The 21342-nt window shown below is 42.6% G+C and carries 15 protein-coding genes and 1 pseudogene; 10 read left to right on the top strand and 6 right to left on the bottom strand.

All coding sequences use genetic code 11. The features are described from left to right. Positions 1 to 20: 20 nt before the first annotated feature. From JMX96_RS10460 to JMX96_RS10450, 3 genes are all read left to right on the top strand, one after another. Positions 21 to 227 carry a hypothetical protein gene (locus tag JMX96_RS10460; protein ID WP_201568952.1) on the top strand — a complete coding sequence of 69 codons (207 nt, stop codon included), beginning with the start codon at positions 21 to 23 and terminating at the stop codon, positions 225 to 227. A gap of 2196 nt (positions 228 to 2423) precedes the next feature. Further along, the gene (locus JMX96_RS10455; RefSeq protein WP_201568953.1) at positions 2424 to 3179 is read left to right on the top strand and encodes an inovirus-type Gp2 protein; all 756 of its coding nucleotides are present in this window, start codon (positions 2424 to 2426) and stop codon (positions 3177 to 3179) included. A gap of 529 nt (positions 3180 to 3708) precedes the next feature. Then, positions 3709 to 3915, top strand: coding sequence for a hypothetical protein (locus tag JMX96_RS10450; protein ID WP_201568952.1), 207 nt, complete (start codon positions 3709 to 3711; stop codon positions 3913 to 3915). A 2174-nt stretch (positions 3916 to 6089) separates the two neighbouring features. Here JMX96_RS10450 and JMX96_RS10445 read toward each other — a convergent pair. Beyond that, positions 6090 to 6581: a hypothetical protein gene (locus JMX96_RS10445; RefSeq protein ID WP_227677023.1), complete on the bottom strand. Its 492-nt coding sequence runs from the start codon at positions 6579 to 6581 to the stop codon at positions 6090 to 6092. 202 nt (positions 6582 to 6783) lie between these two features. Between JMX96_RS10445 and JMX96_RS10440 the strand changes: the two genes are divergently transcribed. After that, positions 6784 to 7452 (top strand): hypothetical protein, encoded by a 669-nt coding sequence (locus JMX96_RS10440; protein ID WP_201568951.1) that lies wholly within the window; start codon positions 6784 to 6786, stop codon positions 7450 to 7452. Between the two features lie 136 nt (positions 7453 to 7588). Here the strand turns inward: JMX96_RS10440 and JMX96_RS13700 are convergent, their stop codons facing one another. From JMX96_RS13700 to JMX96_RS10425, 4 genes are all read right to left on the bottom strand, one after another. After that, positions 7589 to 7858, bottom strand: a complete 270-nt coding sequence (locus JMX96_RS13700) for a virulence RhuM family protein (protein WP_265088987.1) — start codon at positions 7856 to 7858, stop codon at positions 7589 to 7591. Then, positions 7819 to 8040, bottom strand: coding sequence for a hypothetical protein (locus tag JMX96_RS13695; RefSeq protein WP_265088986.1), 222 nt, complete (start codon positions 8038 to 8040; stop codon positions 7819 to 7821). The genes JMX96_RS13700 and JMX96_RS13695 overlap by 40 nt, the downstream gene beginning before the upstream one ends. Before the next feature lie 97 nt (positions 8041 to 8137). Continuing rightward, positions 8138 to 8881 carry a zinc-dependent peptidase gene (locus JMX96_RS10430; protein ID WP_201568950.1) on the bottom strand — a complete coding sequence of 248 codons (744 nt, stop codon included), beginning with the start codon at positions 8879 to 8881 and terminating at the stop codon, positions 8138 to 8140. Positions 8882 to 8964: 83 nt separating this feature from the next. Continuing rightward, positions 8965 to 9537 (bottom strand): TetR/AcrR family transcriptional regulator, encoded by a 573-nt coding sequence (locus tag JMX96_RS10425; RefSeq protein ID WP_201568949.1) that lies wholly within the window; start codon positions 9535 to 9537, stop codon positions 8965 to 8967. A 118-nt stretch (positions 9538 to 9655) separates the two neighbouring features. On the opposite strand from JMX96_RS10425, the gene JMX96_RS10420 reads away from it, so the two are divergent. Continuing rightward, on the top strand, positions 9656 to 11095 hold the full coding sequence (locus JMX96_RS10420; RefSeq protein WP_201568948.1) for an NAD(P)-binding protein: 1440 nt from the start codon (positions 9656 to 9658) through the stop codon (positions 11093 to 11095). Between the two features lie 33 nt (positions 11096 to 11128). Further along, the gene (locus tag JMX96_RS10415; RefSeq protein WP_201568947.1) at positions 11129 to 12229 is read left to right on the top strand and encodes a DUF2855 family protein; all 1101 of its coding nucleotides are present in this window, start codon (positions 11129 to 11131) and stop codon (positions 12227 to 12229) included. Between the two features lie 173 nt (positions 12230 to 12402). Here JMX96_RS10415 and JMX96_RS10410 read toward each other — a convergent pair whose 3' ends face one another. Further along, entirely contained in the window at positions 12403 to 13041 is a 639-nt protein-coding gene (locus JMX96_RS10410; RefSeq protein WP_201568946.1) for a GDSL-type esterase/lipase family protein, read from the bottom strand. A 221-nt stretch (positions 13042 to 13262) separates the two neighbouring features. Here JMX96_RS10410 and JMX96_RS13715 point away from each other — a divergent pair. The 4 genes and pseudogenes from JMX96_RS13715 to JMX96_RS10390 all read left to right on the top strand — a co-directional run. Continuing rightward, a pseudogene (locus tag JMX96_RS13715) lies at positions 13263 to 14858 on the top strand (circularly permuted type 2 ATP-grasp protein); the annotation flags it as partial. A gap of 854 nt (positions 14859 to 15712) precedes the next feature. After that, complete coding sequence (locus JMX96_RS10400) at positions 15713 to 16498, top strand: transglutaminase family protein (RefSeq protein ID WP_201568944.1); 786 nt, start codon at positions 15713 to 15715, stop codon at positions 16496 to 16498. A gap of 42 nt (positions 16499 to 16540) precedes the next feature. Continuing rightward, a complete protein-coding gene (locus JMX96_RS10395) occupies positions 16541 to 17281 on the top strand; it encodes a peptidase (protein ID WP_057760236.1) in 741 nt (246 codons plus the stop codon). Between the two features lie 607 nt (positions 17282 to 17888). Then, complete coding sequence (locus tag JMX96_RS10390; RefSeq protein ID WP_201568943.1) at positions 17889 to 21257, top strand: BRCT domain-containing protein; 3369 nt, start codon at positions 17889 to 17891, stop codon at positions 21255 to 21257. Positions 21258 to 21342 lie beyond the last annotated feature (85 nt).

Here is a 21342-nt window from a genome sequence, read left to right as displayed (position 1 = left end):
GATAAGAGGTAGCATAAGCTATGAGTGACAGAACACGCGACACAATCACACTAGACAGCGTACTTGATGAAATCGAGCAGGTACGACAAATGGCATTGAATGATGATGACTACAAGACCGCCTTGTCATGTACTATGAGCAAATCAAAGTTGCTAGGCGGTGGGTTCGCACTAGAACGCAGACAAGACAAAAGAGATGACCCAATGGGGTTAAAAATGCTTGATTGATGACTTTATGGAACAGTACGCGCGTGTGAGTAGTTTCGCGACAAGTCACCCCTATGTTTTGAGCAGTAGCGACACGCAAACGATGTTAAAAATGATGTTAAAAGAAAATCAATAAAACCTGAACACCCCTAAAACGCTTGGGACACAGCCGACAGTTCGATGCCTCTACAGCGCACCAAACACGATTAATCGAGATAAATTTATGTTTGGACACAGCTAGAACACTGATTTTTAGTAACGGCTTTCTCTGTTAATTAAACGCCTAGGGTTAAAACTACCAAGCAATATATATTGCACAACCATAAGCATTAGCCCCAAACAAATAGAAATAAACAATTTAATAGGAAGGCCTTCTAGATAGGTGTCTATACCATCCAGTAACATCATGAGAATACAAATAAGAATAATGCCACTAGCAAATATAAGATTTAAAATCCAAAGGACTTTCAGCAACCTAGTAAATACGCTTCTCAAAACTAACTCCTAAGTCATAATTTAATCAAAAAGTGACTATACCAGAACCCTATAAGAACAGCTCCCGTAAAAGCGATTGTTGGTATTGTCAAAAATGATAATCAAGAAATTCCGTAAACACTGGGCGTATAGCCGACAGTTTGTGTTCTAGTATAGGAGTCAAACGAGACCTTTAGTCATAACTAAGGGTCTTTTTTTATGCCCACACACATCAGAAGAACGAGGTGCTGAAATCTTAAAGTGGTACGTATAAGAGAGAAGTAAATCCATTCTTTGCTTAAAGCCGTACGTATAAGAGAGAAGTAAATACCTTAATCACCTCAACTAAAAAAAGGAGACACAAATGACAAAATATGAGTATCTATCACTGATTTTGATGGCTTGTCCAATAATCCAAGACTTCGTCTGCTACTATCTGAAATAAGATTGAGACCATCAAAACACCTCGTATTATCCCTTTTTTGGACACCGTTTGGACACCGAATAAAGGGATTATTATATAAACCATTTCAAAAACAGACACTTAGATAATAATTATCCTCAAGGAAAGCGTGGGGATAATTCTAGTGTCCATTTCTCAAAGCACCTGAGCGGATTATCACAGCCAAAACAATCACTGATGATATGAGCTAAAACAGTGCCAAATTGTCACAGATAAGCCCACAGTGCGATTTTAGGTGCAAAGATAAAGATTGATACCTGATAACCAGTCAAAGTCGCTCAGAACGCAAATTTGAGCCACTGGGATAAAGTAGAATTTTCAACAGAGAACAAAAAACCCCATTCACCACTTGACGGATGGATGGGGTTTGTCGTTTAATCAGGTCAACGGTTACAGCGTGTTGGGGAACATACTGTAACGATAATATAAGCATTCGCAGTGCATTATAAAATCAGCATAAGCCCGTTATGGGTCTATTCTAATTCAAATCACCGAAACTATTCAAGTTCAATCGTTTATTAATCGTTACTCAAAATCCTCACTCACTGATAACTGTACCCTCCAAACGGGTGGCAGGACTCATGTGACGACAGCGTTTGGTGATGGGTTAAGTCTGCAACTGGGGTTACTGAACAGAGCAGACAGCGCAATGAGTGTTTATATTGTTTCTCGGTGCGGTATGTTGGGTGTATGCCCTCGCTAGCATAGAGAGCTTGTAAAGGTCATGAGCGTGTTCAGGCGGTGCTATCAACCGTAATCATGACAGGATTGGCTTGATACAGTGACAATCCCCTGATGACGATACCGAGCGATTGACGGGTAATCTAATTCAAGGCAACAGCTAAAGTGTTCACAATCTGATTGTGGGTGCTTTAGGGTGAGTGTTGCCTGAAACTTCTCCTCGCTCAATCTGGGCAATCAGAACAAACGAATATCCTTTCACAGCAAATAAGCCCTCAGATTGGCTCAGGTAGTGTTCTAGGTTGAATTCGATACTTAGGTACTACAAACAGCAAAAACATCACCATAAGCCACTCGTTGATAAACAGAGATAAAAACACTGTTTAGAATAGATTAATGAGTTATAATGTCACAGTTCCTACATAGAATAAAATCATATAATATAGGTCAAGGTTACTGCTGATGGGCTACAAAGAAAATAAATTTAGGTCGGTAAATATTATTATCCTTGTGTTATTCATCATTATTCTTTAGTCAAAAGAGAGATTAAGCAGTGGTACTCCCGAGGGGACTCAATTATGGTTTGATAAGGTCAAAAAATGCGACAACAGACAAAAGAGAATTTCATAAAATTAGGTGGTCGAACATTGCCAATTAATACTTGGAACGGCTCAAAAGGTTGTTATGTTGAAATGCTCAAGTCGATAGATGAGCAAATGACGGCTATGTTATCTCATCATGACAAGGTACTGATGGTTCGTCTTGATGTTCATGTCCATGACCGATTGGCAGACAATGACATCATGACCGACTTCATCGACAGAATGAGGCGGTGGGCTTGTGGCAAGTACAAAAAGAATAAGCGTCTTGGGTTCGTATGGGCTAGGGAATTGAGCAGTGACAAAGGGCTGCATTATCACTTGGTACTACTTCTCAATGGTGACGTGGTGAAAAGTCATTACTATGTTCTCGAAAAGGCTCAACAAATAGCAGCACATCATGCTCACAGAGGCTATAGAAGTGTTCCCCATTTTGGTGACAACCCCATGCACATGATGATAGATAGAGACGTTCAGGGTGATTATGAAAGGGCGTTTGAGTGGGCATCATACCTTGCTAAGACTCGCACCAAAGACAATAAGCACAGGTCGGACAGAGCCAATAATTATCAGACAAGCCGTATCAAGCCACGATTGAACGAACATGGCGATATATTCACATCAGGCGATGACTACAAGAAAGCGATAGCAGCCAAAGCAAATCGTGCGAAGCAGGTCACACCAAAGACCACAGCCACAGATAAACCAGTTCACATGATGACCGATGACGAACGACAGTTACCGTTATTTGCCTAATGATTTAGATAACCCTGAGCGCAAACTATGCCCAAACTTGCTACTACTTCAAGCCTGAGCAATTATCCAAAGCTGAATATTTCACGCTATCGTGACCAGTTGAGGCAATCAGGCAAGGCAAGCAGCATTGAGCTGAATTACTCATATCGCGGCAAGTCCTACAGATATTCTGTGCAGCTAACAAGAACACCATGCAACTATGGCAACTTCCGCCATTGGTGGTTATGTCCTTCGTGCAGCAAGCGAGTATCAGTGTTGTATTGTGCAGGTGCTTACGTCTGTAGGCATTGTCTGAACGCCTCTTACGGCTCACAGCTACAGCAACCAATAGACCGCCTATTCAGTCGTGCAGGGGCAATCAGAGCGCGTCTAGGTTGGGTGGCAGGGATAGCACATGGTTACGGTGAACGACCCAAAGGAATGCACCACAGCACGTACTACAGGCTATTGAATGAGTATGACAAGCTAGTGAGGCAGATATGCGGAGTAAGTATGGAAATGTTAGACAAGATAAGAGGTAGCATAAGCTATGAGTGACAGAACACGCGACACAATCACACTAGACAGCGTACTTGATGAAATCGAGCAGGTACGACAAATGGCATTGAATGATGATGACTACAAGACCGCCTTGTCATGTACTATGAGCAAATCAAAGTTGCTAGGCGGTGGGTTCGCACTAGAACGCAGACAAGACAAAAGAGATGACCCAATGGGGTTAAAAATGCTTGATTGATGACTTTATGGAACAGTACGCGCGTGTGAGTAGTTTCGCGACAAGTCACCCCTATGTTTTGAGCAGTAGCGACACGCAAACGATGTTAAAAATGATGTTAAAAGAAAATCAATAAAACCTGAACACCCCTAAAACGCTTGGGACACAGCCGACAGTTCGATGCCTCTACAGCGCACCAAACACGATTAATCGAGATAAATTTATGTTTGGACACAGCTAGAACACTGATTTTTAGTAACGGCTTTCTCTGTTAATTAAACGCCTAGGGTTAAAACTACCAAGCAATATATATTGCACAACCATAAGCATTAGCCCCAAACAAATAGAAATAAACAATTTAATAGGAAGGCCTTCTAGATAGGTGTCTATACCATCCAGTAACATCATGAGAATACAAATAAGAATAATGCCACTAGCAAATATAAGATTTAAAATCCAAAGGACTTTCAGCAACCTAGTAAATACGCTTCTCAAAACTAACTCCTAAGTCATAATTTAATCAAAAAGTGACTATACTAGAACCCTAAGAACAGCTCCCGTAAAAGCGATTGTTGGTATTGTCAAAAATGATAATCAAGAAATTCCGTAAACACTGGGCGTATAGCCGACAGTTTGTGTTCTAGTATAGGAGTCAAACGAGACCTTTAGTCATAACTAAGGGTCTTTTTTTATGCCCACACACATCAGAAGAACGAGGTGCTGAAATCTTAAAGTGGTACGTATAAGAGAGAAGTAAATCCATTCTTTGCTTAAAGCCGTACGTATAAGAGAGAAGTAAATACCTTAATCACCTCAACTAAAAAAAGGAGACACAAATGACAAAATATGAGTATCTATCACTGATTTTGATGGCTTGTCCAATAATCCAAGACTTCGTCTGCTACTATCTGAAATAAGATTGAGACCATCAAAACACCTCGTATTATCCCTTTTTTGGACACCGTTTGGACACCGAATAAAGGGATTATTATATAAACCATTTCAAAAACAGACACTTAGATAATAATTATCCTCAAGGAAAGCTTGGGGATGATTATAGCATAGTGGCCAAATAGTGAGTAGGCCATACGCTGAATGGGTTACACGGCATTTCTACCAGTTATTTCGATACATAGTTAAATGCGATTATGGTATCCATGATTGATTCGGCAAGGAGTTGAGCATATTCTCTACAAAAAACATGCTCCTGTACTCGCACAGAATATAAAAATCAGGGTCATAGTACTGTTCTGTGCAAATTTGGAGATGGCAACTTAGTGCTTCAGATAAAAACATCTTGCGAGGAGTGATAGATATCAGAAGACACTAATGAATGCTTTATTGATTTGAAAGGCTCTGTGGGCCAATCAGGGAAGAAGATATTATGACTTGGTTAGTTATGACACTCCTAAGTATAAAATGTATAGAAACCAGACTCATAGTCAAACTAAATAGGACTATCAGTATTAGAGTCTACATGCGCTCTTAGCAGTGATATAGGATAAGAAGCATCAAATAGGGTTTTAGTATTTAATATCAGCTGTCAATCTATGAGTAACAGTATCCTATATATAGACACGTGACAGTTGACTACATTCAATACGTTGCAAGAGCATTGGCACCAAAGATCCAGTTGATTAAGTTAATAACAACCGAATGATAGTAGATTTGGCTTTTAGGTGACGATTAAGAATGAGGGACTGGATAAAGTGCTGATTGGATATTCTGACAGATGTAGCCAGTATGATGGTGACACGTAGAACAAACTCATCAAATAGTTTAGCTTTGAAGCTTTCTTTGATGAGCTATAAAAGTAACTTATCCTACGATTTGAAAGAGGTTGTTAGCTATATTATGAATATGTGCCAAGTTTGAGTACAAGCATACTAGATGTCAAAAGGATTCCACATATAGTTGATAAAACAGATTCAGTTAAGGTTTGCCATAGTGACGATTGCAATGATTACTTAGCCATGACATGTACATTATATTTGAACGGCTATTAACTAAACTGACTGTTATTTATGATGTAGACATAATCCCATGAACTTATTGTACGGTAGCCTTAGTTTAACATAATATACATTATGCGAAAACAAACCAACGGTTTTAATAGTTAAGCGCAAAACCATTTGTACCATGCCATTCTTATACCTTAGATCAGATTTAATATGAGTTTGAGTTATAGACTTTTACTAACGACAAGTTTCAAGCAAATGCTGACGCAAAGTTTTGTCATTCTGATCTAAAACCACATCTGCAACTTGGCAAGTTTTATCATTGTTGTCACATGACAGCTCATAATAAATATCGCTACCTTGTGCCAAGCTAACCTGAACCAATCCTTGATCAGTTATTGAAAACTTTTTGTCTTGCGTATAGTCAGGATCTTGCGAGCTCCAAAGTACATCGTAATCTATATTGCAGGACGTCTGAGTTTTATTAAAATACGCTTGCTCAAGTTGCATGGCTGCTTGCAAGTCAGCATCTGCATATTGCTGCAGCACGACAGGATTAATCATACCTTGGTCATCAATATCTTGTTGGTACATTTTCGTGATGGTCGCAATCTTTATATTAGCCATGGCATTTTGTTTCTGATCTACTTTTGATACATCCGCTATAGCGTGACCGACAGGCATCAGTCCTATGGTCAATAGTAATGTCAGCGATTTGTATGTTGGCATGGTGTTCTCTGCGAGCTTTTGTCCTATCAGTGTTACCGACTATTACATCATACCTATATTCGGACTCTGCTGTATTATCGTATCATTCAGGTTTACTTACCAAAATATCTATTACATAGCGCTTTTATGGTATTTTTTACCAGTTCCCGTGACAATTTATAGTAATTTTTCTTTCGCTAATAACTGTGCTAAGGATGATTTTATGATGACATTACCTGCTTTTTTTAAGGAAAAATCTGCGACATTAGCCTCTAGCAGCCTTCTGTTATTTACGCTAGCTGCTACGGGTTGTCAGTCTGCTTCTGAGTCCAGTGAAGCCATTGTCTCTCAGCCAACCAGTAGCTCATCAACACTTATTAATGCTGATATCAGTCAGCAAACCCTTAGACAGCAAGCGTTACGTATACAGCGTGCACTGGCAAGTAAGGACTTTTCTAGAATCACTAATGATATCCATCCAACACGTGGCGTTCGTTTTTCGATGTACGCTTATGTACGGCCTGAGTCAGATAAAGTCTTTAGCCGCGGGCAATTTGCACAGTATTTACAGCAGTCCAACATCCAATTTACTTGGGGCGAAAAAGATGGTACTGGCGATCTGTTAGTCACGCCGTTGCCTACTTATTTGGATACTTGGGTAGATAGCAAAAAGTTCAATAATGCCAATATCAGCATCAATGAATTCAAAAATAATGGCAACTCTATCAATAACTTAAAACAGATATACCAAGCTTCAGACGTTGTAGAGTTTTATTATAAAGGCACGGATGAGTATGATGGTATGGACTGGCGTGTATTGCGCTTGGTATTTGATGAGTATCAAGGTAAGCGATATCTGGTGGCTATCATTAATGATCAATGGACGATTTAAGACGTAGAGAAAGATTGCCCGACAACTTCTATAAGACTTGTTTAAATTGGCAGCCTACTCTATCTGGTTATAAATGCTGTATATATTCAAGTAAATATATATAGCAGCTTGTGCTACATGGTTTTTGGTATAATTTTTAATGGCAAGCTTCGTCAGTTTTAAGCTCGGGACTTTGTGCGGTTTTTTTGATTAAGTTTAGCGCTTGTTGCAATTTAATAGAGTTCTTATCGAAGCGCTGTTGATTGAGCGTATGGCCTTGTACTAAGTATTCACGTAGTCGCTGCGTTGACCAACGCCTAAATTGCACACCTTGAGGAGATTTGATGCGATAACCGACTGATATAACCACGTCTAAGTCGTAAAAAGTCACCGGACGGTCTGAATTTGCAATATGCATTTTTTGCATATTGCAAATTCATCGATTTCTTCATCTTTTATGGCATTGGCGATATGACGAGAAATTACTGATTGATCATGACCAAACAACACAGTCATTTGTGCTTGTGACAGCCAGACAGTCTCTTGCTCAAAACGTACATCTACTTGCGCCTTTCCATCAGCACTTTCATAGATTTCTACTTTCGCCACATCTCACTTATAGTGTTGATCACCTAAGCTTTCCCAATTCCAATATGCTTATGCTGTCTTAAATACAGCTTACTATTACTATCTCTATAAATATCACTTATAACGGCGTCTGACGAAAGAATTTCACCATAATCTCATAAATATCTGGATAAGCATCAACCAGCTTTTGCGGCGTTTCAAAAAACACTTCACTGAGAACGGCAAAAAATTCTGCAGGATTGGTTGCGCCATAACGATCAAGCCCTGACTTGCGATGTGTTTGAAAATCTTCAAAATCGCGGCTCATAATCTGTGTCCAGTTTGCAGGATCCATATCAGGTTGCATCGGCGGAAAGCCATTGGCACGCCCATTCATCATATCGAGTTTATGTACAAACTCATGAATGACAACGTTGTGTCCATCACGTTCGCCTGAGTGCTTAGCGTCCTTCCATGAAAGAATAACAGGCCCTCGCAGCCATGCTTCTCCGCTACGGTGCTGAGTGCCTTCGTGGACGATACCAAACTCATCTACCGTGGTACTGTTACTCTTGTACGAGCCAGGATAAATGATGATGGATGACCAACCAGCATACCAATCAAGACCTAAGTTCAAGATCGGCAAACACGCTTGCAGTGCAATAGACTGTCTGACAGCATCGGTAATCTCAAAACCTTGTGCGCCTGTGATGGACTTATCAGCCAAAAACAATGTCGCGAGCTCAAATAAATGCGTCATCTCGTCAACACTCAATCTGTCGAGTATCACGATACGCTCAGCCGCTTGCATCCAATCGGCATGGGTAAATTCACTATTATCTAATATACGCTGTTCACGCCAATCTTTTATGATGCCAAACATAATTTGCTATCCTTAAACCTTAAGATATTGAAATAACTCAGCCTAGCATGCACTCACTTGCCACAAATACAGCAATATCGTTATTAAGAAGACTTTATGGCATCCAACTGTACTCCAACTACACGAAGTGCCATGGTCTTCCAATCCAATTCCAATCCATCGTCGAACACCACATGGTGACTAATACTGACGTACCCATGTACGATGGCCCAAATATCCAACGCTATTTGCCGACGTTCCGTCATGCTAGCCTCTTCTGATAAATAAGAACCCGCCACCCGAACCAACTTTGAAAATGCGCTATCTCTTGCTGCAATGGCCTCGATTGAGGGCTGATATCCTGCATCAGATTCCCCAAAAATCAGCCGATAATGCGCTTCATATTTCTCGCCTACATTGAGATACCCTAAGCACGCCTCTAGCACTTGCTCTTTGTTTGCTCTACCCTCTGGAATGACATCCATGGCTTCACGAACGAGATTAAACCCTTCTATGTACAGCGCATCTAGTATGCCTTGCTTACCTTGGAAGTGACTGTATATACCGATGGTGGACAGTCCTGCCCGCTTGGATATAGCGCGTACACTCAAGGCGTCCCCACCCCCTTCTAAGAAAAGCTCAGATGCGGCGTTTAGTATTTTGGTTCTGGCATCCATTAGATTCTCACTATGTCTTGACAATTATAACAGTGTTATTCTAGTATATAACACTGTTATGTACAAACAATTATGAATTGATTGTATTGATAAAAATTCAACTTAGAGTAAGGACGCTATGAGTATTCAACAGCTAGAAACGGATTATCTAATCATTGGTAGTGGCGCGGTGGGCATGGCTTTTGCTGATGTGCTGCTTACAGAGACCGATGCTAATATTATTATCGTCGATAAACATCATAAGCCAGGTGGTCATTGGAACGATGCTTATTCGTTTGTCACACTGCATCAGCCATCGTCTTTTTATGGTGTTAGTTCGCGTGAGCTTTGCGGCGGCATGATTGATAAGATTGGTTTAAATAAAGGCTTGTCTGAGCTGGCGTCAGGGGCAGAAGTCATGGCGTACTTTGATAAGGTCATGAAGCACACGTTTTTACCAAGTGGCCGCGTAAAGTACTTCCCGATGTGTGAGTACAAAGGCGACGGCAAGTTTTCATCATTGCTGTCTGATACCAGCTATGAGGTTAAGGTCAATAAAAAAATCATTGATGGCACTTATTTTAAAACCTCAGTACCAGCGACCCATACCCCAAACTTCGAGATTGCTAAAGGTGTTAAGTTTGGCCCGTTAAATGACTTGCCAAGTCTAACCAAACCCCGTGATGGTTACGTTATTATCGGCGGCGGAAAGACAGGTATTGATGCGGTTTTATGGCTACTAGAGAACCATATTGATCCAGACAATATCACGTGGATTATGCCAAGAGATGCTTGGCTGATCGATCGTAAAAATACCCAACCCTCTCGTGATTTTTTCACCCATACTATTGGAGCGCAGGCTACTCAAGCAGAAGCGATTGCTGAGGCAGAAAACATCGAAGACCTGTTTAATCGTTTAGAAAAAGGCGGGGTATTAATGCGCATTGATCCAAATGTACGCCCGCAAATGTTCCATGGTGCCACCATTAGTAGTGAAGAGCTTAAGCAATTACGCCGTGTTAAAAATATTGTGCGTAAAGGTCGCGTAACTCGCTTAGATACTGACAAGATTTATTTTGGTGAGGACAGCATTTCTACCACCCCTAACACCATGCATATCGACTGCTCTGCACGGGCAGTACCAGTGACAGAGACGTACGATGTGTTCAAAGGTGATACTGTGGTGGTACAAACCGTACGTACCTATCAGCCTGTATTTAGTGCCGCATTTATCGCCCACATCGAGGCCAGTTATGATGATGAAACCATCAAAAATGAGTTATGCCAAGTGGTGCCAATCCCAAATCATGATACGGATTTTTTGGTTGGGCTTGTTAAACAAATGCAGAATCAGATGCGTTGGTCAAAAGAGCCAGCGCTACGTGAATGGATGATCAACAATCGCTTAGATGGCTTCACCAAATTGGTACGTGCCAGCGAAGACACGCCACCTGAAGAGTTAGCTATTCTTAAGCGTTTAAAAGAAGCAGGACCAAAAGCCGCTGCAAACATGCCCAAGCTCATGGGTGAAATCATGCAAATTACGGCAGCGCGTCAAGCCAAAACTGCTAATGCTTAATCCGATAACTATAAAATAAAAAAGGAAATAACCATGCAAGAATTTCAAACCAATAAAGCAAATCTAACCCAAGCTCGCCTGCAAGAGACGCCTGTACATACCCTAGGTGATGGCGAAGTACGTGTCAAAGTTGATCGCTTTGCTTTTACTGCGAATAATATTACTTATGCAGTCATGGGTGACCAATTACGCTATTGGCAGTTTTTTCCGCCAAATGGTGACGAGCCTGAGAAATGGGGTATTATTCCAGTATGGGGATTTGGCGATGTTGTAGAGTCCAATAGTGATGCACTACCTGTCGGTGAGCGTTTATTCGGTTACTTCCCGCCCGCCAATGAGTTAATCATAGCACCCAAGCGAGTCACCCAAACCAGCTTGCTAGATGGTAGTGTCCATCGTGCCGAGCTACCACCTGGTTATAACCTATACCAGCGTGTTAATCATGAACGAGGCTATGATCGCGCCCATGACGATCAGCGCATGCTGTTGTTTGTCTTGCACCTAACCTCATTTTGCTTACATGATCTGTTGAAGAGTAATGACTGGTTTGGTGCAGAGCAAGTAGTGATTATCAGTGCATCGAGTAAGACCAGTACTGGCTTAGCATATGGCCTAGCTGATGATAAAGACGCACCGCACGTTATCGGTCTCACCTCAAACCGTAATATAGATTTTGTTAAGTCAATTGACGCTTATAACAGTGTGCTTAGCTATGACACCCTAGAGCAGATTGATGCAAGTAAGCCAACGGTTATTGTAGATATGTCGGCCAATACTGACGTGCTTAGTAGGCTGCATCAGCACTTAGGCGACAACATGCGCTACACCAGCAATGTCGGTATCACGCATTGGGATGAACCGCGCCATGTAGACGGTATCATTCAAGAACGTAGCCAACAGTTTTTTGCACCCAGTCACGTACAGCAATGCATGAAAGAATGGGGCCCTGAAGAATTTAATAAACGCTCTATGCGCTATATCATGCATAGCACTGCAAAAACTAGTGCGTGGTTAAAGATTCAAGAGCTTGATGGAGTTAAAGGCTTACTGGAGGTTTATAAAGATATCTGCGAAGGTAAGATAGCCGCTGATGAAGGTTTGGTAGTCGTCATGGGTGACAATGAAAAAGACTAGACTATAAAACTGGCTATAAAATTTATCGACTATTTGTCATTAGCAAAATGAAAATAAAAAAGTAGAGAGTCTTGCCAATAAACTCTCTGCTTTTTTTGTGCATTATATACTGACTACAGACATCCACCTTACTTATAATTTTTAAACTTAAAAACTGTGGTTTACATTGCGGTTTAACGTACCCACCCTTCGTCTTTTAGATAATCATGCAACCCTTCAGCGAACTGTCTATAGCCTGCCGCATTGGCATGAATTTTATCAGACTTTAGAGCCTCATCTGACAGTACAGTTGACCAGCCATCAGAATACAGAGGTATGCCTTCAGCTTCCGCAATATCTTCATACAGTGGATTATCACTGGCCTTACCAAACAAAGCACTGGTACTGAGATGCGGCTCAGCGATTAGGACAACATCAATATTATTGGATTGTAAGGTATCTATAGTCGCGACGATATTAGCCCGAGTCGTATCAGGTGCGATGCGCTGCAATACATCATTACCACCCACACCCAGTAAGACCAAATCAGGGTTTTGCTCAGTGATCTTATTCACTCGAGTAAGCACATCTGCAGAAGTATCACCATTGACACCTGCATTAACGACGTTCCATTTGCTTAGCTCTGCTAGCACCGTAGGATACGCTGTTTTAGGATTTGCGCCATAACCATAGGTTAGAGAGTCGCCAAGTGCGACCACTGTGCTACCAGCAGGCAAGGCCGTCTGTGTCGGTTCGCTACCACAGCCAGTCACACTGATAGTCGCTGACAACCCTATACCTGCCAGCATTAAAAACCTACTACGTAGCTTCATCTCTTCTCTCCTTCTGTTTCTATTGAGTTAAACTTATTGGAATTAGGTTCAAGTTTTTAAAAATCTATTATTTAACTCTTGTTGTATATTGCTCAGTAACCGTTGTATAGTCCATACAGGAGATAGACTACCTGTTGGGCGCAGTACAAGTGCTACTCTACTTAGCATAGACAGTGTATTCATCATAAAGTATAACTTTACCAAGGATACGTGAGGTATTTATGAATAAAACAGCATCTCAAAGTCAGTCTAAGGATGGAAACCCAGACAAAGAAAAGTCTGCAAATCAAAGTCAGAGTCAGAGTCAGAGTCAATCCATAAAAGTGCCCAATGACAATACTAAAAGTCCCGCGTCAACACCGACCGAAGATACCTTAACAAAAGACACTTCAGAAAAACCTGAGAAAAAACCACAAAGTTTCGATGAATTACAGATAAGTAAGGGTAAGTATCGCCCAGTGGCACAAGCTGTTGGCCATTGGCTTGATAACATCAATATGGATGCCCTCAATTATCTAAACGAACAAGCAGAAAATATCTTTTACCGTAAAGGGGTTACCTTTACGGTCTATAGCGACGCCAAAAACATTGAGCGTATGATTCCGTTTGATATCATTCCACGCATTATTGCCGCGAGCGAATGGAAACAAATAGAAGCAGGCTGTAAACAGCGTATCACGGCTCTCAATGCATTCTTACATGATATCTACCATGACCAAGCCATCATGAAGGCGGATATTGTCCCTGCCAGCTACGTCTATGCCAGTGGCTGCTATGAGCCATGGATGATGGGCATTGAGCTGGACAAACCTATCTATTCGCACATCAGCGGTATTGATTTGATTCGAGACGAGACAGGTAGATTTTGTGTGTTAGAGGATAACCTGCGTACCCCATCAGGCGTCTCATATATGCTTGAAAGCCGCAATATATCAGAGACATTATTAGCTGATATATTTTCTGACACGCCTATTATGGGTATCAGTGATTACCCTAGCCGTCTCAAAGCCTGTCTAGCCAGTTCTACATCCAAATATGATCCACAAGTCGTCATTTTAACTCCAGGCCGCTTTAATAGTGCCTATTATGAGCATGCCTTCTTAGCGCATGAGATGAATGTACCACTCGTCCATGGTTATGATTTGGTCGTTGAAGACAGCAAAGTCTATATGCAAGGCATTCGTGGCAAGGTACAAGTCGATGTGATCTATCGCCGCATTGATGATCCCTATATTGACCCGTTAGCCTTTAAATCTGACTCCATATTGGGTGTATCAGGGCTAATGAGTGCTTATCGTGCTGGTAACGTGGTGATTGTTAACGCCCCAGGTACGGGCGTGGCCGATGATAAGAGTTTATATCCTTTTGTACCGGATATGATTAAATTCTACCTAAATGAAGAGCCTATCCTACCTAATATTGAGACATACCAGTGCCGTAAGCCCGACGATCTCAAATATGTACTCGACAATCTAGACAAGCTGGTGGTAAAAGAAACACAGGGCTCAGGCGGCTACGGGATGCTTATTGGTCCAACGTCGACCAAAAAAGAAATCGAAGAATATCGCCTGCGTCTGCTTGAAAACCCAGCCGGCTTTATTGCCCAACCGACCATCTCACTATCTACCAATCCTACTGCCGTAAGCGACGGTATCGCACCGCGTCATATTGACTTGCGTCCCTTTATCCTCAGTCATGGTGATGGCACAGTAGATATTGTACCCGGTGGTCTGACACGAGTGGCCATGGTTGAAGGCTCTTTGGTCGTCAATTCATCACAAGGTGGTGGTATCAAAGACACTTGGATTATTGATGACAGTGATTTAGACAGCCAGCAAACTGACAAGTGCTCGCCTTTATCATCGGTAGGGGTCAATGCTTCAGGACATGCGAACTACTATGATCGCGTCCAGCCCTTAGAAACAGGTTACGAGAGTTTAGATGATGCGCCCATGATACTGCTACTCTCTACCGCCAGTCACTTAATATGGCTAGGCCGATATAGTGAGCGTCTGTATTACTACGACGATGTTATGAAACAACTCATCAAAGGCGATCTCAAAAAATCACAGATCAGACATTTAATTAGCCATTTAGGGTTTGCCGTTGATGGTGAAGTGTCACTGACCACCATGAAAGCACAAATGATGTCTGATTTGGAACAAAACATCATACCCAATATCGTGCAATCGATTGAGGACAATGTCCAAGAGGCCAAAGGTGTCATTGGTAAAGATACCGCTGAGTTATATAACTTGATCAAGCGTTTATCGAGTGCTGGCACGTATCGAGCGGCCACCTTGCAGCTACACGCGTGTAACGCGGCGATGAAACAAGAAAATCCGACAGTGACTTGCTTCTGGCAATTAGGGCGTCACTTTGAGCAGCTTGAGCGTGCCGTCTTGTTAGGAGAAGATTCAACAGAGATCAGTTTTGAATTCAGACACTGGATTAATGAGTTGCCGGAGAATACGCGCTGGCGTGAGCTTATCCGCTTGACCAACCAGATGATCAGGTCAAAGAAATTTAGTGATTTTGCGCTGATTAGCAAGGAGTTCAATCTCATATTGCGTCAAGGTGTCTAGAAGGTGTCTAGCCAAAAACCAATAACAATGGCTCATGAGACATATGGAATAAACAGAAAATAGAAAGATGCTATAAGGAAAATGCCATGAAACTTCAAATCAGTCACCAAACCAACTATTATTACGATGAGCTGGCGCAGCGCAGTGTACAGTATATACGCATGACCCCTATGCAAATGCCACACCAAACCATTCATAAATGGGATGTGATGCTCCCTAAAGTGGCGACTAATCAAAAGGACGGCTTTGGTAATGCATGGCTCACACTCAGTCGTAACGAGGCACATAACAACTTACAAATGCAGGCGTCGGGTATCGTTGAGATCAACACCGAAACCGAACGACTAGAGGATATGGATCATGTCCCCTACCTGCTATTTACCGTACAAACCCCGTTAACCAAATGCTCACAAGAAATGCGAGAATTTGCAGCGCCATATCTGAAAACCCCTACTCATGACAGCTTAAAGGCAATGGCGAATGCCCTTATTATGAAGATGCCTTTTGTTAAAGACGTCACGCATGTGGGTACGACCGCTGCTGAGGCGTTTGCGACAAGTGCCGGTGTGTGCCAAGACCATACGCATGTATTTTTAGGTATCTTGCGCGATCAACAGATTCCAGCGCGTTATGTATCCGGTTATCTGTATGACGATACCGAAAATCACATGGCCAGTCACGCATGGGCTGAGGTTTGGCTGGATGGTTACTGGTATACTTTTGATATCTCAAATCAAGCATTTACCCCAAGCTCACATGTGTATGTGGCTATTGGGCGAGACTATCTAGATACAGCGCCTGTTCGCGGCGTGCGTATGGGCGGCGGTTACGAAAATCTTTACAGTTTGGTATTAGTCAAAAAGCTATCATAGCGTTTGCTATTTTTTATTACGTTTATTCATCAAGGGTATTTTATGACTTATTGTGCTGCCATTCGTCTAAAAGACGGTATGGTCTTTGCCAGTGACACGCGCACCAATGCCGGTGTTGATCACATATCGACATTCAGAAAGTTGTATCAATACGGCGTTGAGGGCGAGCGCTTTATGGTGCTACAGACAGCTGGCAGCTTAGCGACATCGCAGGCAGTGTTCAATAAACTACAAAGCGACATTGACCAGCGTGCTGAGAGTAATCTCAATACAGTAGCGACATTGTTTGATGCGGCGCAAATGGTTGGCGAATGTATGCGTGAAAAGATGAATCATGCAAAAGCAGTCGCTAACTCTAGTCGCGATGGTGCATTTACTAGCTCGTTTATGCTTGGTGGTCAAATCAAAGGACAGCCACCTGAGCTATACCTGATTTATCCTGAAGGCAATTGCATCAAAGCCACTGAAGATACGCCCTTCTTTCAGTTGGGCGAAAGCAAATACGGAAAACCTATTTTGGATCGTTCTGTCAGCTATAACACAGATGTAAGACACGCGGCACGTGCGCTGATGCTGTCATTTGATTCCACGATTCACTCAAATCTATCAGTCGGTATGCCGATAGATTTTGTACTTTATGACAATGACAGCCTAGCTCTGCCAAACGGCCGACGTATTGATGAGCGTGACGAGTACTTTAATACGATTCGTCATCAATGGTCAGATGCGTTACGTCGCACTTTGGTTGAATTGCCTAAATGTCCTGATGGTTATTGGGGATAAATAGTTCCGTATAAAATCATATTTTTGTACTAAAAAGCCCTTTGTGATAGACAAAGGGCTTTTTTATTATCAACTAATAATCAGGCAATAAAAAACCGGAATAGCGCTGAATAAACAGCCCTAATCCGGTTTTGCTTTAAAGGCCTTGAATGCCATCATAATGATGTCACACTCAATTGTTGTGTAATCTACCTCATGACCTGGTACATGGAAGACTCACTGGACTGCACCTAGATAAAGGCCCTAGTGCATTAGCTCAATCACGATTGCGTGATTGCGCCAGCGAGCTAATGACACTAGGGCCTTTATCTAGGTATTAGCAGGACTGAAACAGTCTTCCTTGGGTAAAATGTAATGGCTTGACTCGTGGACGACGCAACGTCGCCCCTCACCGTAAACGGTGAAACGCTAAATCTCACAACTCGTTAAGTTTGCCTCATAATAGTTGTTATTGTCAATATATAATTGCAAATAAAATTATGCGCGACGCTATATGTCGCAGCCCATATATTTCCTTACAAAAGTCCTTGATATTTTCTGTGAAACGCGCTTTTATGGTGCTACAAAATTACGCGCACTGAAAAAATAAAAATTAAGGCAAATTGCTATGAGTCTGTCATTTTCACAAATTCAGCAAGCTTGGCAAGCCCAAGATCCAAGTTTGGTCGATAAATTATGTACATTGGCAACTCAAGCTGATGCGTTTCCCGAGACGCCCATACCTGAGCATGAGCTTACTTTTGATCGGTTTTTAGATAAGATATTTAGTCATCAATTTCGGGAGCAACACCCCGAAGTACAGTTTGCAGAGCGCGTGGCAATGATTGCCAAACTGGAAGCAGACGAAGGCGTTTACCCTCTCCCAGATCGCTACAAAATTCACATAATACTGACCGCACTGTGGGAAGATGGCAGCGCGTATTCTAGAACTATTTTAAAACAAGCCATTACAGCTTTGCCAGTCAGCTACGGTGTGTGGAAGGGTTTAAAGCGTATTTATAAGCAAGCTGAATTTTCTCAAGATTATGAGGTTTTTGGACAAATAGCTGCCCAGATTGATTTACAGCGTTTCAATCAAACCGCCAACGCTGCGGTCAGCCTAGCTACTAAAACCTATATGAGCCTTAGAGCATGGCGTTATTTGCGCCAGCTAGGACAGCAAATGCCAATTGGCTACATTGATGCCGCCGTTTCTGTACTCGCCAGCTATGACGAAACCATGACGGCAGGCAGCCTTGAACAAACGAACAGCTGGGTGCTCAATCATATCTGTTTCCATAACAGTCTTGATTATGGCGTCAATCGATTCAGCAGTCGCTCACCTCGAAAGCTCTTTGATGCCAAAGGTCGCGCTTTCGCTGAGGCGTGGCAACGAGACCCTGAACCACTTATCCAGCTATTGGCTATCGCCAAAAATGAGGCTGTCAGACAGTTCGCAACCGATAGCCTAAAACACGACTTTAAGACCCAATTACGTGATGTGAGTGGTGCGACGCTACAATATTTATCTGCCGGACAAGCGCATAGCAAAGCACGTGATGAGATGATTGTTTGGCTATTAGAAAATTCACCGCATTTTGAAAAGTCTAAATTTCAAACATTGGGCTTGCATCAAGTGGTGCTACAACTACTCCATTCACACTATCCTGCCGCCTATCAGTATGCGATTGGCTATGCCAAAAGCTACGCTCAGGACTTATCACTCACTGAGCTAATGCTACTGGCCATGTCAGATTATGAGCCTGTTAGAGCATTTGCCATCAACAATATCTTGAGTCGTGATCCTGTTTCTGATATCGGTGTCAACGGTTGGGGGCAGCTATTAGACACAGAGCATCACTATCAAACCGCGAGCAAGCAACTTAGCAAACACTTTACAAGGCGCGATTTAACCCCTGAGTGGTTTTTTGAACGATTGACTAGCGGAAGAACACACAGCGTAAAATTTGCGATAAAAAAACTGCCTGAGCTTTATAGTGCCAAAGAGCTAGGGACTGAATACTTTATTCGCGTTGCCCAGCAGTTAGATATACCAGAGCAACAGGACTTCGCTGCTAATAACGACAGCGACTGCATGGACTTTGCGTTGGACCAGCTCAGACGTTTGGATTTGAGCCAAGTAAATGCTGCCGTGTGGCAAATGCTGCTATTACATCCACTGTCGCAATCCACTATTACCGATTGGTTTGATGAAGATGTACTGTCAGCAGCAACGCTTGATATGAGCTATTGGCATGCACTTGCCTATGAGCCTGATTGGCAAGTGAGTGAATATGTTGAACAACTAAAATCTGCTGACACTCCTATTAAAAACTGGCAAAAGCACTTGGCCTTTGATGAGTACTTAGCAGAAAACGTGAGGAGTTGGCTATCTGATGTGCGTCGGTTTGCACCGATAGATTTAGGTTTCGACTGGCTTATGAATCTTGCGCATAGCGAACAAGCACTCTATCGTGAATTTGCGATTGATCGCATTAACAAAGGGTTTTTGCCTGCTGACTTTATCGCATATCTTGACAGTAATGAAGGCGACTCTACTGACAACGCTTCCAGTAATGGCACTGACGATAAAGACTCGAATAGCGATGCTACTACTGAAGTAGATTTAACTGGCCAACGCTATTTATTCACGGGCAAGATGCAAAGCATGACTCGTGGCGAGGCCGAAAAAGTTGTGAAAGCGGCTAATGGTGCCATCAGTGGTGCTGTTAATGGCAAGTTAGATTACTTAGTCATCGGTGATGATGGTTCACCGTTATACGGTAATGGCCGTAAAGGTAGCAAGCAAGTTAAAGCCGAGAGCTTAATCGCCGATGGTGCTGCCCTAAAGATTATTTCCGAAACTGCCTTTTTGCAGATGCTGAGTGGTCAATCGAGAGAGGTGTCTGAAGACGATACTTTTGCAGGTGCCAATGCACTGTGGCATATGGCAACAGATGACGCTACTGCACCTATCAGCGAGCTTGCGATCAGCTACCTCAGTCATCATCATGAACAGATCTGTATGGCACTGACAGACAGACCAGTCGATCCCGATGCGATTATCCCTTCTTCATTCTTTGATGCGGAGCGCGTCATTCCTTTACTGCAACACCGTAACAGCCAGCTGCGAGAATTTGGCTTATTACTGAGTGAGTATGAGATGGCGACGTGGCAACCAACGCCAGCCCTATGGCTGATGATGGCAGAATCCCCCTATACGGATATCACTCAACTGTTAAAGCGTGCGCTATTGGACAAGCCATCTGTTGCCAATCGACGTTACCACGTTCAGTCAGCACAATTGAATGCTAGCATGTTGAATGCTTTGATTGAAAGCAAAGCGCGAGTCGCTCGCCAAATCGGTATCACCTTGCTACAGCGTCATGCCAATTTCCAAGATGTGCAGTCTCTATATCGATTGACCCAAAGCACAGACCGTGAAGTACGTTATGCCGCCGTGACCATGCTATGGAAACACTACAAGGCGCATCACGTGTCTCCAAACTGGCAACCAGCCAGTAGCGATAGTAAAGATAAAGACAGCTGCGCTCAACCAGTCATAGCAGAGAAGTCAGATAAACGTTTGGCAAGCTTGCCTGCAGAAGTCGACCAATTATTGATGTTGCTACGCCGTGGTCTCTTTGAGCTACCACCTGGCCGTCTAGTCGGTTCGCAAGAGTCCAGTACTAGTGACAGCAGTAAGCATAAGCAACAACGCTACTCAGATAAAACCTTATCGGAGCAAACTGAGTCAAATAGCAATATCACGCTAAAACCTATATCTGCGAGTCGTGCTAAATTGGCGTTGATTGAGACCTTTCGTGATGTGGCATTAGCTGACAGTACCTTTGCGGCGCTCATTATGCCCACACTGTTCACCTTTACGCACTCGGCAGGCAAGATGGAGCGTCATGCGTGTTTGGTTGCCGTCACACGGTTATTGCATCGCTATCCTGAGCTATCTAAAAATCTGCAGCCAGTGGCATCGGCTTAGTGGCATCGGCTTAACGGCTTTGGCAAACAGATATAGATAAATAGCTACTTAAAAAAATATGACGTCACCTCAACTGAGATAACAC

Origin of the sequence: Psychrobacter sp. JCM 18900, from assembly GCF_904846625.1 — a bacterium.
Classification (GTDB): domain Bacteria; phylum Pseudomonadota; class Gammaproteobacteria; order Pseudomonadales; family Moraxellaceae; genus Psychrobacter.
This window is presented reverse-complemented; position numbering and strand designations above follow the sequence as displayed.

Coding starts and splice junctions, on each gene's coding strand:
- JMX96_RS10460 (WP_201568952.1), top strand. CDS start 21: ATGAGTGACAGAACACGCGACACAATCACACTAGACAGCGTACTTGAT.
- JMX96_RS10455 (WP_201568953.1), top strand. CDS start 2,424: ATGCGACAACAGACAAAAGAGAATTTCATAAAATTAGGTGGTCGAACA.
- JMX96_RS10450 (WP_201568952.1), top strand. CDS start 3,709: ATGAGTGACAGAACACGCGACACAATCACACTAGACAGCGTACTTGAT.
- JMX96_RS10445 (WP_227677023.1), bottom strand. CDS start 6,581: ATGCCAACATACAAATCGCTGACATTACTATTGACCATAGGACTGATG.
- JMX96_RS10440 (WP_201568951.1), top strand. CDS start 6,784: ATGATGACATTACCTGCTTTTTTTAAGGAAAAATCTGCGACATTAGCC.
- JMX96_RS13700 (WP_265088987.1), bottom strand. CDS start 7,858: ATGCAAAAAATGCATATTGCAAATTCAGACCGTCCGGTGACTTTTTAC.
- JMX96_RS10430 (WP_201568950.1), bottom strand. CDS start 8,881: ATGTTTGGCATCATAAAAGATTGGCGTGAACAGCGTATATTAGATAAT.
- JMX96_RS10425 (WP_201568949.1), bottom strand. CDS start 9,537: ATGGATGCCAGAACCAAAATACTAAACGCCGCATCTGAGCTTTTCTTA.
- JMX96_RS10420 (WP_201568948.1), top strand. CDS start 9,656: ATGAGTATTCAACAGCTAGAAACGGATTATCTAATCATTGGTAGTGGC.
- JMX96_RS10415 (WP_201568947.1), top strand. CDS start 11,129: ATGCAAGAATTTCAAACCAATAAAGCAAATCTAACCCAAGCTCGCCTG.
- JMX96_RS10410 (WP_201568946.1), bottom strand. CDS start 13,041: ATGAAGCTACGTAGTAGGTTTTTAATGCTGGCAGGTATAGGGTTGTCA.
- JMX96_RS10400 (WP_201568944.1), top strand. CDS start 15,713: ATGAAACTTCAAATCAGTCACCAAACCAACTATTATTACGATGAGCTG.
- JMX96_RS10395 (WP_057760236.1), top strand. CDS start 16,541: ATGACTTATTGTGCTGCCATTCGTCTAAAAGACGGTATGGTCTTTGCC.
- JMX96_RS10390 (WP_201568943.1), top strand. CDS start 17,889: ATGAGTCTGTCATTTTCACAAATTCAGCAAGCTTGGCAAGCCCAAGAT.